General features: G+C 66.3%; 15 protein-coding genes and 1 pseudogene. 8 read left to right on the forward strand and 8 right to left on the reverse strand.

Annotated elements, in window-relative coordinates; all coding sequences use genetic code 11:
- Positions 1-20 precede the first annotated feature (20 nt).
- From MRBLWO14_RS12095 to MRBLWO14_RS12110, 4 genes and pseudogenes are all read right to left on the reverse strand, one after another.
- The gene (locus MRBLWO14_RS12095; protein WP_341933407.1) at positions 21-1,205 is read right to left on the reverse strand and encodes a 4-hydroxybenzoate 3-monooxygenase; all 1,185 of its coding nucleotides are present in this window, start codon (positions 1,203-1,205) and stop codon (positions 21-23) included.
- Between the two features lie 53 nt (positions 1,206-1,258).
- A complete protein-coding gene (locus MRBLWO14_RS12100; protein WP_341933408.1) occupies positions 1,259-2,062 on the reverse strand; it encodes an IclR family transcriptional regulator in 804 nt (267 codons plus the stop codon).
- A gap of 81 nt (positions 2,063-2,143) precedes the next feature.
- Positions 2,144-3,032 (reverse strand): annotated as a pseudogene (locus MRBLWO14_RS12105) (amidohydrolase family protein).
- Positions 3,033-3,055: 23 nt separating this feature from the next.
- Positions 3,056-4,489, reverse strand: coding sequence for a gamma-aminobutyraldehyde dehydrogenase (locus MRBLWO14_RS12110; protein ID WP_341933409.1), 1,434 nt, complete (start codon positions 4,487-4,489; stop codon positions 3,056-3,058).
- Positions 4,490-4,589: 100 nt separating this feature from the next.
- Between MRBLWO14_RS12110 and MRBLWO14_RS12115 the strand changes: the two genes are divergently transcribed.
- Genes MRBLWO14_RS12115 through MRBLWO14_RS12125 form a run of 3 tightly spaced genes read left to right on the forward strand, consistent with a single transcriptional unit; the run spans position 4,590 to position 6,837 of the window.
- Entirely contained in the window at positions 4,590-5,057 is a 468-nt protein-coding gene (locus MRBLWO14_RS12115) for an Lrp/AsnC family transcriptional regulator (protein ID WP_341933410.1), read from the forward strand.
- A 29-nt stretch (positions 5,058-5,086) separates the two neighbouring features.
- Positions 5,087-6,493 (forward strand): FAD-dependent oxidoreductase, encoded by a 1,407-nt coding sequence (locus MRBLWO14_RS12120; protein WP_341933411.1) that lies wholly within the window; start codon positions 5,087-5,089, stop codon positions 6,491-6,493.
- A complete protein-coding gene (locus tag MRBLWO14_RS12125) occupies positions 6,490-6,837 on the forward strand; it encodes a cupin domain-containing protein (protein ID WP_341933412.1) in 348 nt (115 codons plus the stop codon). The genes MRBLWO14_RS12120 and MRBLWO14_RS12125 overlap by 4 nt, the downstream gene beginning before the upstream one ends.
- Positions 6,838-6,874: 37 nt before the next feature.
- Here MRBLWO14_RS12125 and MRBLWO14_RS12130 read toward each other — a convergent pair whose 3' ends face one another.
- The gene (locus MRBLWO14_RS12130) at positions 6,875-7,258 is read right to left on the reverse strand and encodes a MerR family transcriptional regulator (RefSeq protein WP_341933413.1); all 384 of its coding nucleotides are present in this window, start codon (positions 7,256-7,258) and stop codon (positions 6,875-6,877) included.
- 107 nt (positions 7,259-7,365) lie between these two features.
- Between MRBLWO14_RS12130 and MRBLWO14_RS12135 the strand changes: the two genes are divergently transcribed.
- Positions 7,366-8,307, forward strand: coding sequence for an aromatic alcohol reductase (locus MRBLWO14_RS12135; protein WP_341933414.1), 942 nt, complete (start codon positions 7,366-7,368; stop codon positions 8,305-8,307).
- A 29-nt stretch (positions 8,308-8,336) separates the two neighbouring features.
- On the opposite strand, the gene MRBLWO14_RS12140 is transcribed toward MRBLWO14_RS12135, so the two are convergent.
- Positions 8,337-9,506, reverse strand: a complete 1,170-nt coding sequence (locus MRBLWO14_RS12140; RefSeq protein ID WP_341933415.1) for an MFS transporter — start codon at positions 9,504-9,506, stop codon at positions 8,337-8,339.
- On the reverse strand, positions 9,506-10,162 hold the full coding sequence (locus tag MRBLWO14_RS12145) for a GntR family transcriptional regulator (protein ID WP_341933416.1): 657 nt from the start codon (positions 10,160-10,162) through the stop codon (positions 9,506-9,508). Before MRBLWO14_RS12145 ends, MRBLWO14_RS12140 begins: the two co-directional genes overlap by 1 nt.
- Before the next feature lie 138 nt (positions 10,163-10,300).
- Here MRBLWO14_RS12145 and MRBLWO14_RS12150 point away from each other — a divergent pair, with 138 nt between their 5' ends.
- The 4 genes from MRBLWO14_RS12150 to MRBLWO14_RS12165 are packed head-to-tail and all read left to right on the forward strand — an operon-like array spanning position 10,301 to position 14,512.
- Positions 10,301-11,317, forward strand: coding sequence for a tripartite tricarboxylate transporter substrate binding protein (locus MRBLWO14_RS12150; RefSeq protein ID WP_341933417.1), 1,017 nt, complete (start codon positions 10,301-10,303; stop codon positions 11,315-11,317).
- The gene (locus tag MRBLWO14_RS12155) at positions 11,314-11,805 is read left to right on the forward strand and encodes a tripartite tricarboxylate transporter TctB family protein (protein WP_341933418.1); all 492 of its coding nucleotides are present in this window, start codon (positions 11,314-11,316) and stop codon (positions 11,803-11,805) included. Before MRBLWO14_RS12150 ends, MRBLWO14_RS12155 begins: the two co-directional genes overlap by 4 nt.
- 10 nt (positions 11,806-11,815) lie before the next feature.
- The gene (locus tag MRBLWO14_RS12160) at positions 11,816-13,438 is read left to right on the forward strand and encodes a tripartite tricarboxylate transporter permease (protein WP_341933419.1); all 1,623 of its coding nucleotides are present in this window, start codon (positions 11,816-11,818) and stop codon (positions 13,436-13,438) included.
- A 9-nt stretch (positions 13,439-13,447) separates the two neighbouring features.
- The gene (locus MRBLWO14_RS12165; protein WP_341933420.1) at positions 13,448-14,512 is read left to right on the forward strand and encodes an isocitrate/isopropylmalate dehydrogenase family protein; all 1,065 of its coding nucleotides are present in this window, start codon (positions 13,448-13,450) and stop codon (positions 14,510-14,512) included.
- A 68-nt stretch (positions 14,513-14,580) separates the two neighbouring features.
- On the opposite strand, the gene MRBLWO14_RS12170 is transcribed toward MRBLWO14_RS12165, so the two are convergent.
- On the reverse strand, positions 14,581-15,654 hold the full coding sequence (locus MRBLWO14_RS12170; RefSeq protein ID WP_341933421.1) for an Ldh family oxidoreductase: 1,074 nt from the start codon (positions 15,652-15,654) through the stop codon (positions 14,581-14,583).
- Positions 15,655-15,686 lie beyond the last annotated feature (32 nt).

Genomic DNA, 15,686 nt, shown 5'->3' on the forward strand with positions numbered 1-15,686 from the left:
GGCGCAGCAGAGGCACCCGCTCAGAGACCGGCGAGCGGCCATCCCGTATACGCCTCGGCGAGGTAGGTGCGTCCGGCCTCGGACTCCACGACCGTGCGCAGTTCGCCGAGTTGGCGCAGGCGGTCGAAGTCGGTCGCGTCCGGGGCGACATGCAGCAGGCTCGTCATCCACCACGAGAACTGCTGCGCTTTCCAGATGCGCTGTCGCGCGGTCTCGGGGAACGCCTCGATGAGACGGGAGTCGTTCTCGAGAAGCAGGGCGCGGAGCGCCTTCGCGAGGATGACCACGTCGGCGACCGCGAGGTTCATGCCCTTCGCCCCGCTGGGCGGCACGGTGTGGGCGGCGTCGCCGATGAGGGCGACGCGCCCCCTCAGCAGGTGGTGTGCCACGAAGCTGCGGAACCGCAGGATGTCGCGCTGGAAGATGCGGCCCTCGATGAGGGTGGTGCCGGGCACCCGCTTCTGCAGCTCCTCCCACAGCTGCGCTTCGCTGTAGGCCATGGGGTCGTCGTCGGGATCGCACTGGAAGTACATGCGCTGCACCGTGTCGCTGCGCTGGCTGATGAGCGCGAAGCCGTCGGGGGAGTTGGAGTAGATCAGCTCGTCCGCGCTCGGCGGTGCCTCGCAGAGAATGCCGAACCAGGCGAACGGGTACTCGCGGAAGTATCCGCCCGAGCGCGAGCCGGTGACGGCTGCGCGTGCGACGCTGCGCGAGCCATCCGCGCCCACGACGAAATCGGCCTCGATCTCGAACCGCTCGCCGGCCGCGTCCGTGGCGACGACACGAGGGCGGTCGCCCTCGGCATCCTCCACCGACTTCGCCGTGACCCCGAAGCGGAGGTCCTGACCGTCGGCGAGGCGCGCGGCGATGAGGTCCTTCAGTGCCTCGTGCTGCGGATACAGCCATACGGCACGTCCGGTCAGCCCCGCGAAGTCGATGCGGTGTCCTTCGCCCGCGAAGCGGAGCTCGATGCCCTCGTGACGGTGCCCCTCGGCGCGCGCCCGCGTCGAGGCGCCGGTCTGCTCGAAAAGCTCGACAGTGCCCTGCTCGAGGATCCCCGCGCGAATGGTCGACTCGATCTCCTCGCGGGTGCGGGAATCGATGACGATCGACTCGATCCCGGCGCTCGAGAGCAGGTGCGAGAGAAGGAGGCCTGCGGGGCCTGCGCCGATGATGGCGACCCGGGTGCGGCTGGGAGCGGGCATGTCGTCTCCTCTGACGTGATTCTCGAGGCCTGCGGGCCCGTCTCAGTCTCCAATCAGCGGGGCGCTACACCACCGAGATTCCCATTCAATGGGGATCCGATCGATCGCTGCCGATGAGCGCCGAGCGCGCGTTCGATGTCTCGCGCGGCTTGAATGATCGCCACCAACGGGCCTTCCGTAGGGGAGTCGCGGGGCAGGACCACCGAAAGCGCAGCGATGACACCGCGCTCGCCGCGGATGGGCACTGCGACACCTGTGGAGACCTCTTCGACGTAACCGGGAGCGATGCTGAACCCGACACTGCGGACCTCATTGAGCTTCCTCCGCAGGTCGGAACTCTCCGTGATCGTGCTTTTCGTCAGACGCTTCATCGGTAGGCTCAGAACCCGCTCCCGAGTCGCGCGATCTGCAAACGCGAGCAGAACCAATCCCGAGGATGATGCGTGCAGGGGAAGGCGGCCGGCGATCTTGGTGATGTTCGCTCCGGACTCGGGGCTACTGAGGCGTTCCAGGAACAGCGCCTCGTCGGCCTCCCTGACGGCGAGTTGGGTGTGCTCCCCGATCCGCGCCTGCACCCGCTCCATCGAGGGCAACGCAGCTTGACGCAGACGGAGCGCGTCGGACGACCGAGTCGCCAGCTCCCACAGGCGCACACCCACCCGCATGCCGTTGTGCTCGTCGCGTTCCAGCACACCGCTCTCGACCAGGTCGTTCACGATGCGATGGGCGGTCGAGCTCGGGAGGCCCGCTCGACGGCCGATCTCACTGCGCGTCTGGACCGTGCGAGTGGGTGTGAACGTGTCCAAGACACGGAGTACGCGGGCGACGACGGAATCGCCAGTCGAAGAATTCGCCATCAGCTTGATGAAGGCCTGGAATCCGATGACGAGGGAGAGCAGGAGGCGACGGTGGTGGTCATGGTGCTCCTTCCGACGGTGTCAGTCTGCGAGACCGAGTAGTCGCGCCGCGTTGTCCTTGAGGATCCCCGGCATCACCGCGGGCTTGAGCGAGGTCTTCTCGGCGTCCCTCATCCAGCGTTCGGGGGTGAGGAGCGGGAAGTCCGATCCGAACAGGATGCGGGAACGGAGAAGCGAGTTGGCATGACTCACGAGGTTCTCGGGGAAGTACTTGGGGCTCCAACCGGACAGGTCGATCCAGGTGTTGGGCTTGTGGGTCGCTACAGACAGCGCCTCGTCCTGCCAGGGCACGGACGGGTGGGCCATGATGATCTGTAGGTCGGGGGAAGTCCGCAGCCACCGGGTCGAGCAGCATCGGGTTCGAGAGCCCCAGGCGCAGACCGCGCCCTCCTCGGAGTCCGGCGCCGATGCCGGTTTGTCCCGTGTGGAAGAGGGCGATCACTCCGGCACCCTCAAGGAGCCTGTAAAGCGCGTGATGCGTTTCGTCGCTCGGATCGAATCCCTGCAGAGTGGGGTGGAACTTGAAGCCGCGCACACCGTAGTCGTCGATCAAACGGCGTGCGCGATCCACAGCCGCGGCGCCGAGGCGTGGATCGACCGATCCGAAAGGGATGAGGACGTCGTTGTTGTGCGCTGCGCCCTCGGCGATTTCCTCGCTGAAGATGCCTGTGTGTCCCAACTGCGTCGTCGCGCCGACCGTGAACACGACCGCTGCCATTCGGCGCTCCCGATAATACTTCGCAACCGAGTCGAGGTCCGGGCGCGGGCCGTCAATAGAGAAGTACTCCGATGCGGCACTCGAGAGGTCATCAGGCAGCGAGGTGCGTCCGTGTCTGTCGACCTCGATGTGCACATGCACGTCGATCGCGGAGATCGTCTCGAGGTCGATGGCTGGCTCGTAACGAATCATGATCGTCTGGCGGCGGGTCGCGCTCAGTCGAGCGCGGTCATGACGTGCTTGATGCGGGTGTAGTCGTCGAAGCCGTATTGCGAGAGGTCCTTGCCGTAGCCCGAGTGCTTGAAGCCGCCGTGCGGCATGTCGGACACGAACGGGATGTGGGTGTTGATCCACACGCACCCGAAGTCGAGGTCGCGGGAGAAGCGCATCGCCCTGGTGTGGTCACGCGTCCACACCGACGAGGCCAGAGCGTAGGGGACGTCGTTCGCCATCGCCAGCGCCTCCTCGTCGGTGTCGAAGGCCTGCACGGTGAGCACCGGTCCGAAGATCTCGCTCTGCACGGCCTCGTCGTCCTGGTGCAGACCCGAGACGATGGTGGCCTCGAAGAAGTAGCCCGCGTCTCCCTGGTGACGCCCGCCGGTCTCGATCGTGGCGTGAGGCGGCAGCCGGTCGACGAAGCCCTGCACCTGGGCGAGCTGGGCCGCGCTGCTGAGGGGCCCGTACAGGACTCCCTCCTCATGCGGTGCACCGGTGCGGGCATCCGTTTTCGTCTTCTCGACCAGCGCCGCGACGAACTCGTCGTGCACAGAGGAGTGCACGAGCACGCGGGTGGCGGCTGTGCAGTCCTGCCCGGCGTTGAAGAACGCGCCGGTGACGATGCCCGAGGCCGCCCTGTCGAGGTCGGCGTCGGGGAAGACGATCGCCGGCGCTTTGCCGCCGAGTTCGAGGTGCACGCGCTTCACGTCGGCGGCGGCCGAGCGGGCCACTGCCATGCCCGCCCGCACCGACCCGGTGATCGCGACCATCTGCGGCGTCGGATGCTCGACGAGCGCCACCCCGGTGTCGCGGTCGCCGAGCACGACGTTCAGAGTGCCGACGGGCGTGTGCACGGCCACGATCTCGGCGAGCAACAGCGTGGTCAGCGGGGTCGATTCGGCGGGCTTCAGCACCACGGTGTTGCCGGCGGCGAGCGCTGGCGCGATCTTCCACACCGCCATGTTGAGCGGGTAGTTCCACGGCGTGACCTGGCCGATGACGCCGATGGGCTCGCGGCGCACGAACGAGGTGTGGCCGGCGAGGTACTCGGCGGCGGCGCGGCCCTCGAGGCTGCGGGCGGCGCCGGCGAAGAACCGCAGCTGGTCGATGGACTGCAGGATCTCGTCGGCGACGAGGCTGGCCCGCGGCTTGCCGGTGTCCTTCGACTCCAGGTCGGCGAACTCCTCGGCGCGGGCCTGCATCTCGTCGGCGATGCGGAACAGGGCCAGCTGCCGGTCGGCCGGGGTCGTGTCGCGCCAGACGGGAAACGCGGCGGCGGCCGCGGCGTACGCGGCGTCGACGTCGGAGGCGTCCGACACGGGCAGCTCGCCGTACGTCTCCTCCGTCGCCGGGTCGATCAGCGGCATCCGCCCTGCGCCGTTCACGGGAACGCGTCGACCGCCGATGAAGTTCTGCAGGGATTCTGTGGCCATGACGGTCATAGTAGCCACAATATTGCGAATACGGAAGTTCTACAGGGGCTACGCAATGGAATCAGTTGCGAATGTTGGATGATGCTGTCAATATCATCACATGAGTGCCGCAACGAAACAGCCAGTCCTTGATGACATCTCGAAGCGGATCGTCGAGCTGCTGCAGGAGGACGGCCGGCGCCCCTACGCCGAGATCGGCCGCGAGGTCGGGCTCAGCGAGGCCGCGGCCCGGCAGCGCGTGCAGCGGATGACGGAGGCGGGCATCATCCAGATCGTCGCCGTCACCGACCCGATGCAGCTCGGCTTCAAGCGCATGTCGATGATCGGCATCCGCGTCACCGGCGACCCCCGTGCGGTCGCAGAGCAGCTGACGGAGATCACCGAACTCGCCTACGTGGTCGTGACCCTCGGCACCTACGACATCCTCGTCGAAGCGGTGTGCGAGAGCGACGCCCATCTGCTCGACCTCATCGCCACCCGCATCCGCACCATCCCCGGCGTCATCCACACCGAGAGCCTGCTCTACGCCGGCCTCTACAAAGACCTCTACAACTGGGGTACGCGCTGACCGCGCGGCCCGGAAACAAGGAGAGATTCATGGGAACCACCGTCTTCGAACGCCAGCGCCCCTCGGATGCCGTCATCGACGCGTCTCTGCAGGGGACGGCGCTGAGCGTCTTCTGGCTCGACGACGTCGAGCGGCCGACGCATCCGGCGCTCACCGGCCCGGTGTCCGCCGATCTCGTGATCGTCGGCGGCGGGTACGCAGGACTGTGGACCGCGGTGCGTGCGAAGGAGCGCGACCCGCAGCGCCGGGTCGTGCTGCTCGAGGCGTCGCGCATCGCGTGGGCGGCCTCCGGCCGCAACGGCGGCTTCTGCGAGGCGAGCCTCACGCACGGCCACGAGAACGGACTGACCCGCTGGCCGCAGGAGATTGACCGACTCGAGGAGCTCGGACTCGAGAACCTCGACGGCATCGCCCGGACCGTGGAGCGATACGGGATGGATGCCGACTTCGAACGCACCGGCGCGATCACGCTCGCCGTCGAACCTCATCAGGTCGACTGGCTCCGCGAGGAGGACGGCTTCCTCGACCGCGAGGCCGTGCAGGCCGAAGTGCATTCGCCGACCTTCCTCGCCGGCGCGTGGGACCGCGATGCCACGGCGCTCGTGCATCCCGCGAAGCTCGGCCTCGAGCTCGCGCGGGTCGCCGCCGACCTGGGCGTCGAGATCTTCGAGCACTCGCTCGTGCGAGGCATCGAGGGCGACGGCACGGGACCGATGACCGTCGTCACCCGCGACGGCGGACGCGTGATCGCCGACGACGTCGCGCTCGCCACGAACGTCTTCCCGTCGCTCCTCAGGCGCAATCGGCTCATGACCGTCCCCGTGTACGACTACGTGCTGATGAGCGAACCGCTGAGCGACGAACAGCTCACGTCGATCGGCTGGTCGAACCGCCAGGGCCTCGCAGACAGCGCCAACCAGTTCCACTACTACCGCCTCACCGCCGACAACCGGATCCTCTTCGGCGGCTACGACGCCGTGTACCACTTCGGCGGCAAGGTGCGCCCCGAGTACGAGGACCGGATGGAGAGCCACCGCAGACTCGCCTCGCACTTCTTCACGACGTTCCCGCAGCTCGAAGGGCTGCGCTTCACGCACCGCTGGGCGGGCGCCATCGACTCGTCGAGCCGGTTCTGCGCTTTCTTCGGCACCGCCCGCCGGGGACGGGTCGCCTACGCGACCGGCTTCACGGGGCTCGGCGTCGGCGCCGCCCGGTTCGCCGCCGACGTCATGCTCGACGAACTCTCGGGAGAGCAGACCGAACGCACGGAGCTGGCGATGGTGCGCGAGAAGCCCATCCCGTTCCCTCCGGAGCCCGCCGCCGCGATCGGCATCAACCTCGTGCGCGCCGCGATGGACCGCGCCGATCACAACGAGGGAAAGCGCAACCTCTTCCTCCGGACGCTCGACGCCGTCGGCATGGGATTCGACTCGTGAGCCTGCTCGCCGCCGGGGCGGGAGTGGATGCCGCGGCACTACCGCTCGTGCACGAGCCGCTGCCTGTCGACGAGGTAGTGCTCGGTCAGCCGACGACCGCCACGCGTGCGCTGGCTGCCCTCGGTGAGATCGAGGTCGGCATCTGGGAGATGACGCCCGGCACGGCATCGGACATCGAGGTCGACGAAGTTTTCGTCGTGCTGGCCGGTCATGCGCGCATCGACTTCGTCGAGCCTCCGCTCACCGCGATCGAAGTCGGTCCTGGATCGATCGTGTATCTGACCGAAGGGCAACGCACCGTGTGGACGGTCACCGAGACCCTGCGCAAGGTGTACATCTGCTGAGAGCATCATGCGGCTCGCATCTGCAGGATGATCTCCTTCATCGCGCGAAGGAGGCTAGCACGTCAGAATGTTCCGAGCTTCGAAGGTAGCGGATCACGGCATCGCGGCTCTTCTCCAAGCACGAGATGCGGTTCTCGACCACACGCAACTCCCGGGCCAGGTCCTCGGCTGACGCACGGCTGCACGAAACCGCCTGCTGTCGTTCGAGCGGTGCCTCGATATCCAGGACGATCTTGATCATGCGTGTCGAAAGACCGGCTTCAACCAGAGCCCGGACGTGGCGGGCATGCTCGACCTGCTCCTCCGAGTAGTCGCGATATCCATTCCCTGAGCGCGAGGCCGCGATGAGGCCTTGCTGCTCGTAGTACCGGAGCATCCTTGCAGGTGCCCCGACCTTGGCCGCGGCTTCGCTGATCTTCATGCTCACTCTCCTCTACCGATCCCGATTTGACCTTGACACTAGTGTCAAAGTTTACGCTCTGTGGATGCAGGCGCCTCGACACACGAGACGCAAGGAAAGGAGCATTGATGTCAGGACATGAGTGGGACGGCCAGTCCAGGAAAATTCTCGTAATCGGAGCAGGAGAGCTAGGCATGCCCGTGCTGCGGAACGTCATGCGCCGCGCCATGGGTGTCCCAGGCTCCTCGGTGGACGTTCTGCTCCGCTCCGCCACCATCGATTCCGGGGCACCGGCGAAGCAGCGCGATCTCGCCGAGATTCGCGATCTGGGGATAGGCATTGTTCCCGGCGACCTCGTGCAGAACACGATCGACGAGCTTGTGAGCATCTTCACCCGGTACGACACCGTCATCGGATGCACGGGGATCACCGCGGGCCTTGACGCTCCCATGAAGGTCGCCCGCGCGGCACTGGCGGCGAAAGTACCCCGGTACTTCCCTTGGCAGTTCGGCGTGGACTTCGATGTCATCGGTCGCGGCAGCCCACAGGATATCTTCGACTCGCAGCTCGATGTCCGAGACCTCCTGCGGTCGCAGGAAGAGACCGAGTGGGTGATCATTTCGACCGGCATGTTCATGAACTACCTCTTTGAGCCCGGCTCGGGGATGGTTGATCTACCCAGTCGTACCGTCAACGCGCTCGGGTCAGCAGAGACCGCCGTCACCGTGACGACGCCGGAGGATATCGGTGCGCTCACCGCAGAGATCCTCTTCGCTGAACCTCGAATTCAGAATGAGATCGTCTACGTCGCCGGCGACACCGTAACCTACGGAGAGGTCGCCGAGACGCTCGGGGACGCGCTCGGACATCCGTTCGCGCTGAGGGTGTGGTCGGAATCTCAGCTCATGGAGGAACTCGCCGACGACCCTCATGATATGACGCGGAAGTATCGTGCCGCCTTCGCGCAGGGGCGCGGTGTTGCCTGGGATAAGGCAACTACCTACAATGCCCGTCAGGAAATCAGGACGACAACGCTCCGCGAGTGGGTGAGGGCCAACCTCGTCCCCTGACCGGCGGCATACGCATCACGCTGGCGGAGCTAGGGGTCTTCATCGAAACGCACGGTCCCGATCAGCACCAAAGTGCCGACCAACAGCAAGCCCGTCACTCCCAGCACGGCGCCGGCGCTCGCGATGCTGCCGAGAGATCCGACTGCGGACGGGAGCACGACCTGGCTCAACCGGTTCCCGGCGAGGCGCACCGCAAGGGCTGTTCCCCGACGCCCGGGTGGGACCTGCTCCGTCACCCAGGACATGGTCAGCGGCTGTCCGACCCCGAGGCCGAGGCCGAGGGTGACCATCGTGGCGAAGATCGCCCACTCGGGCACGGGGGTGGCGAGGATCAGGAACGAGATGGCGGCCATGGCGATGCTTACCCCCATCAGCCGGGCTCGCCCGATGCGCGCGGCCGCACGACCGAGGAACAGTCTGGACGCCATCGACGCGACCGCCCGGATGGTGAGCAACGCGCCGACGGATGCGGCGGTCATCTCCCGTTCGACGCCCAGCGCCGGGATGTAGACCAGGGTGAGGTCCACGGCTGCGACGATGAGCGCGCTCGTGCCAATAGCACGGGCGACGCCTGGGGTTCGGAGGATCGACCACGTGTTGCCGTCGGTGGCACGGTTCAAGGGCTTCTCGGACTTCGCGTTACGCATCAGCGCACCGAAGACGACGAGCGCACCCGCGATGCACACTCCCGCGCTGAACAGGGCGTTCGTCGAAGGCGTAAGCCCGTGGCCCCCGACAAGCGGGATCAGCAACGGTCCGGCGGCCTGACCAAGCGAAGCCATGAACGTGTAGTAGCCGAACATCGAGTCCAGTCGCCCACCTCGCGAGGTGTGGGCAACCGCGCTCTGCTGGCCGACGATACACGCCAGGTGGCCGGCGCCGAGGACCGCTGTCGCGACTATCAGGCCAACGAGGTCGCCGCCCCAGAAGAGGAATGTCACTGCCGCACCAAGTGTGATGACGGATCCCATGAGGATCATCGGCCGAGAGCCGATGCGGTCAGCGAGAAGGCCCGCGGGTACGGCCAAGAGGAGAGGGAGCACGGCGAACGCTGCCCCGATCGCGCCGAGCGCCGCTGGCGGCGCCCCCAGCTCCAGCGCTCGATACGACGCGGTAGGACGGATGAGGAAGATGGCGGCCTGGATCAGCGCCGAATGCAGCAGAAGCGACGCGAGCGACAGACGCCCGAACGGCTTCATCAATCCAGATTCGCGCCGATAGCGCGCAGCGCCTCGTCCCGCGCGTCAATCACGTGCTGGAAGGCCATTCGGCGGGCGCCTTCGACATCGCCGTCAGCTACAAGCCGTACCAGTGCACGATGCTGTTCAAGAGCGGACTGCCGTCGGGCTGCGCTGTGGTTGGTGAACCGGCGATAACGCTCCATCTGGCTGGAGACCTGGGCGTGAAGGCGCACCGCCCAGTCATTGCCGGCGATGTCGGCAAGGGCACTGTGCAGCGCCTGGCCGTATCGCATGGCGTCGTCCGGAAAATCGACCATCGCGGCGTTACGGGCAACGATCCCTTCCAACTCTTCGATATCGGCAGCCGTCGCACGGGACGCTGCTTCGCCAGCCATCAACAACTCGAGGGATGCGCGAACGTCATACAGCTCTGAGATCTCGGTCTGGTTCAGCTGCGGCACCACGAGCCCGCCAGTGGGGAGGCGTTCGAGCAGGCTCTCCGACACGAGTTGCCTCACGGCCTCACGCAGCGGCGTGCGACTCACCCCCAAAGACGTCGCCAGGCTCTCCTCCGAGAGTCGGGAGCCGGGCTGCAATTCGAGTGTGAGCACCTTGCGACGAAGCTCCGAGTACGCCAGATGACTACCCGAGCCCCGCATCGTTGCGTTCGCCATGTCCACCTCCGCCGTCAGCATACTTGTACCAGTTGCATAGTTGTATACAGATGTACGAAGTGCTACGTTTCCGACAACGCAGATCGCGTCGGCGCCGCAAAGTAGCGGCACGCACTGCGCACACAGCGGAGATCAATGATGATGCTCACCCGAAAGAGAAGTGTCCGTCTCGCCCTCGCGGCAGTCGCCCTTACCGCCGTCCTTGGCGCAACCGCCTGCTCGGCCAGCAACAGCGGCGGCGCGGGAGGCGGGGGAGCCCCCGACATCCTGCGCCAAGGCGTATCCATCGACGCGCCGTCCGGTCCTGGCAGCGGCTACGACCAGACCGCCCGCGCCATCGAGGCCACGCTCAAGGGCGAAGACCTCGTCTCCCGCGTCCAGGTCTCCAACACGGAAGGCGCCGGCGGCACCGTGGCACTGGCGGAGTTCGTGACCAAGACCGATCCGGATGAACTGATGATCGGCGGACTGTCGCTCGTCGGCGCCACCATCACGAACAACGCCCCGAACACGCTCGAAGAGCTGACGCCCATCGCCCGCCTCATCGGCGAGTACGACGTCATCGTCGTGCCGGCCGCAAGCCCGCACGAGACGCTTCAAGACTTCTTCGACGCGCTGGCGGACGACCCGGGCAAGAACCCCATCGCCATCGGCAACCAGGGCGGGTATGACCACATGTGGGGCGGCATGCTCGCTCAGGACGCAGGCCTCGAGGCCACGGACGTGAACTTCGTCACGTTCTCCGGTGGCGGGGAAGCGCTCATCGCTCTTCTCGGGAACCAGGTCGCGGCGGGCATCTCCGGTTACGGCGAGTTCGCCGACGCCATCGAGAATGGCGACCTTCGCATCCTCGCGACGGCGTCCGCCGAGCCGCTGGAGATCGCACCTGACGCTCCCACCATCGCTGACGCCGGTTACCCCGACTCCGCCCTTGTGAACTGGCGTGGAGTCTTCGCCCCTCCTGGGATCAGCGACGAGGACCGCGCGACGCTCGAGGCGCTGTTCGAAGACGTCGTGAAGTCCGACAGCTGGAAAGAGGTCCTCGAGACCAACGGCTGGAGCGACGAGTGGCTGGGCAGTGACGACTTCGGTACCGAGCTGACGTCCGTCCAGGAGCAGACACAGCAGCTGCTGGCGGACCTCGGGCTGGTATGAAGCTCTCGATTCAGAGCAAGGGGGAGCTCGCGTTCGCCGGGCTCCTCCTTGTCCTCGGCATCTTCGTTCTCATCGAGACGGCGGCGATTCCGATCCCTGTTGCCGCGAGCAACGTCGGCCCCCGGTTCATGCCGTACTTCGCCGGCGGCCTGCTCACGGTCGCTGCAGCCTGGACTCTGCTCGAGATCCTGCGTGGCCGCTCCGCGTCCCCGGAAGAGTCCGAGCTCGCCGACCCGACGCAGAAGTTCCACTTCGGTCGCGTCGCGCTCCTGGTCGCCTCGGTCATCGCCTTCGGCGTCCTGCTGGACCCGCTCGGCTACCTCATCGCTGCGCCGCTGTGCATGTTCGGCCTGCTGCTGACCTTCGGTGCTCGGCGCTGGTGGCTCATGACCGTCGTCTCCGTCGTTCTCCCCGTGCTCATCTTCCTTCTGTTCACCGAGGTGCTGGGTATCTACCTACCCCTCGGACCGTTCGAAGGCCTCTTCTGAAAGTCCCATCATGGAAGGCTTGCAAGGACTCATCGACGGCTTCGCCGTCGCGCTGACTCCGGGGAACCTGCTCTTCGCATTCCTCGGCGTCCTCGCGGGAACCTTCGTCGGTGTTCTCCCCGGCATCGGACCCGCGCTCACCATCGCTCTGCTCCTGCCCCTGACCTATACGGTCGCCCCGGAAGCGGCGTTCATCATGTTCGCTGGCATCTATTACGGCGCGATGTACGGTGGCTCAACCACATCCATCCTCCTGAACACTCCAGGCGAGTCCGGGTCGATGATGACAGCCGTCGAAGGCAACAAGATGGCAAGGACCGGGCGCGCGGCAGCAGCCCTCGCGACTGCCGCCATCGGATCGTTCGTCGCTGGAACCATCGCCACCGTTTTGCTCGCGTTCGTCGCCCCCTACGTCGTCGATGTCGCGATCCTCCTCGGCCCAGCGGACTATCTCGCCCTCATCGTGGTCGCGTTCATGACGGTCGGAGCGCTCCTGGGAGCCTCGCCCGCCCGCGGATTTGTCAGTGTCAGCATCGGTCTGGTCATCGGCCTCATCGGCTTCGACGCTCAGAGCGGCGTCGCACGGTTCACCTTCGGGATCCCTCGCCTACTCGATGGCGTCAGCTCCATCGTCATCATCGTCGGACTCTTCGCGCTCGGTGAAGCGGTCTACCTCGCGGCCAAGATGCGCAAGGGCAAGCCGCAGATCATGGCCATCAACAAGGGCAAGCACTGGATGACCCGCGAAGACTGGAAGCGCTCCTGGCCTGCGTGGCTCCGCGGCACGCTCATCGGCTGGCCCCTCGGCGCAGTCCCGGTCGGAGGGTCCGAGGTCCCGACCTTCCTGTCGTACGCGGCAGAGAAGCGCCTTTCCCGGCACAAGGAGGAGTTCGGACACGGTGCCATCGAGGGTGTCGCCGGCCCCGAGGCGGCCAACAATGCCAATGCCGCAGGTGCTCTCATGCCGCTGCTCGCGCTCGGGCTGCCGACAACAGCCACGGCCGCGGTGATCCTCGTTGCGTTCCAGCAGTACGGCATCCAGCCGGGGCCGCGACTGCTGGAGACGCAGCCCGAGCTCGTCTGGGGTCTTGTCGCAGCGCTCCTCATCGGAAACCTGATGCTCCTCATCATCAACCTCCCGCTCGTCGGGCTCTGGGTGAAGGTGCTCCGGATCCCGACTCCGTACCTCTACGCGGGGATCATCATCTTCGCCCTGCTCGGTGCGTACAGCCTCAAAGGGTCCGTGTTCGACGTCTTCGTCCTCTTGGTCGTCGGCATCCTGGGCTACTTCATGCGGCAGTATGGCTTCCCCATCGCACCACTCATCATCGGTGTGATCCTCGGCCCGGTCGCTGAGCAGCAGCTTCGACGTGCATTGGCGATCTCGGACGGCGACGCACTCGCGCTCATCCACTCGCCGTTCTCCATCGCCTGCTACGTGCTCGTCATCCTCGTCGCCATCGTTCCCTTCTTCCTGAAGCGCTGGGAGCGCCGCACCGCGGCCGAGGTCGGTCTGGATGAGGTCGACGCGGGCTTCGCCACCTCCACGCTTCGCACCGTCGACAAGCGCACCGCCCGCCGCGAGGCGAAGGTGGCTGCCAAGGCGTCCGCCGGCGACAAGACCACCCCCTGAGAGGACCCCATGCACATCCTTGTACTGCCCGGAGACGGCATCGGGCCAGAGATCACCGAGTCCACCCTCGAAGTGCTCCGCGCCGTCGAGCGCACCCACGACGTGACCTTCGAGATCGAAAGCGCCGACATCGGCCTGAAGAGCCTCGCGGAGGTCGGCACGACGTTGCCGGCCGACGTCCTCAAGCGAGTTCCCCAAGCGGACGGAGTCATCCTCGGCCCGGTATCGCACTACGAGTACCCGGCCAAGCACGAGGGCGGATTCAACCCCTCGGCGGAACTCCGCGTGCAGTTCGATCTGTTCGCCAATGTCCGGCCGTGCCGGTCGCGAGCGGACATGAGCATTCTGCGGACGCCGATGGACCTAGTCCTCGTGCGCGAGAACACCGAGGGGTTCTACTCCGACAGGAACATGTTCGCCGGATCCGGCGAATTCATGCCCGATCCCGACAGCGCCTTCAGCATCCGGAAGGTGACGGCGCGTGCATCGTCACGCGTTGCACGTGCGGCGTTCGAGATCGCTCAACGCCGCAACAACAAGGTCACGGCCGTCCACAAGGCCAACGTCGTGAAGCTCTCCGACGGGCTGTTCCTCCGCGAGGTTCGCAAGGTCGCTGAGGAGTACCCGGACGTCGAGCTCACTGAACTCATCGTCGATGCGGCGGCCGCGGCGCTCATCAAGCGGCCCGACCACTTCGACGTCATCGTGACGACGAACATGTTCGGCGACATTCTCTCGGATGAAGCGTCCGAACTGTCCGGCAGCCTGGGCCTGGGTGGTTCCCTGAACGTGGGCGACGACATCGCCGTCGCGCAGGCGCAGCACGGCTCCGCGCCCGATATCGCGGGTCGCGGAATCGCCAACCCGACTTCGCTCATCCTGTCCGCGGCGATGCTTCTGGACTGGCGCGGCAGACAGGACGGCTCGGTTGCACTGCAGGATGCCGCGGGGGCCATTGAGGCCGCTGTGGATCGTGTGCTCAGCAACCCGCAGACGCGTACGGGCGACATCGGCGGAGCACTCGGTACTGCGGAGTTCACCCGCCATGTCGTCGAGGCGTTGTCGCACCGTTGACCACTCCGAACATAACGTGGGCCCCTCGCCAGGGAGTGCGAGGGGCCCACGAGTGTGGGTGCGGAGAACTACAGGGTGAACTCCACTCCCTGCTCGTCCGCAATGAGCTGCAGGTCCAGGATCGTCTGCTCCGGAAGCTGCAGACCGCCGGCCTCTGCCACCCGAGCAGCAGAGCGGTCCTCCACTTCGCCGGGGTAGAAGATCTCGTTCGCGTCCTGCGCGAGCGGAGTGCTCTTCACCTCGTCGACGAGGTGGGAGACGCGCTCTGCATATCCCTCGGGGTCACCGGTAGCGTTCACGTCGATGGCGAGGAAGAGGTGGCCGGCGCCGCTGGCCTTGTCCGCCTCGTACGGGCCGTGCACTCCGGTGCCGACGGCGCTGCCCGTCAGGGCGCCCGACAGCACATCCATCATGAAGGTGATGGCGTAACCCTTGTGCGCGGCCATCGGCAAGATGACACCGTGGACTGCCTCGGCCGCATCGGTGGTCCGTGCGCCGTCCTCGGTGAGTGCCCAACTGTCGGGGATGAGTTCGCCCTTCTGGCGGGCGAGGTAGATCTTCCCGCGCGCCACAGCGGTGTTGGCGATGTCTACGGCGACGACGCGGTCACCGTAGGGCGCTGCGATAGACCAGGGGTTGGTGCCCAGACGCTTCTCGCGACCGCCCCATGGGGCCATGGCAGGCGAGGCGTTCGTCGTGAGGATCGCTGCGCAGCCGTCGGCGGCGGCGCGGCGGGTGAAGTACATCGCGGTGCCGAAGTGGTTGGAGTTTCGCACGCCGACCGCACCGATGCCGTGCTCTCGAGCGCGGCGCACCGCTTCGATCCGCGCGTGCTCGGTCAGCACCTGTCCGATGCCGTCGTGGCCGTCGTAGATGGCGAGGGCTCCGGTGTCAATAACGGTGGACGGTGCGGTCACCGTCTTCATCGCTCCGGTGCGCAATCGCTCGAGATACCAGGGCAGACGCAGCACGCCGTGCGACTGATGGCCCCACTCGTCGGCCGCGACCAAGCTATCTGCGACCAAAGCGGCATCGGCATCGGGTACGCCCTGCGACGTGAGGATTCGCGTTGCGAAGGTCCGAAGCGAAGACGGGGACACCAACTGAGTGGGTGCCGCGTCGAGGGAAGGCTGAGCGTCCATTGGTCTGCCCGTCCGATCAGTCAGGATGAGAT

The sequence above is a fragment of the Microbacterium sp. LWO14-1.2 genome, assembly GCF_038397715.1.
Lineage (GTDB): Bacteria > Actinomycetota > Actinomycetes > Actinomycetales > Microbacteriaceae > Microbacterium.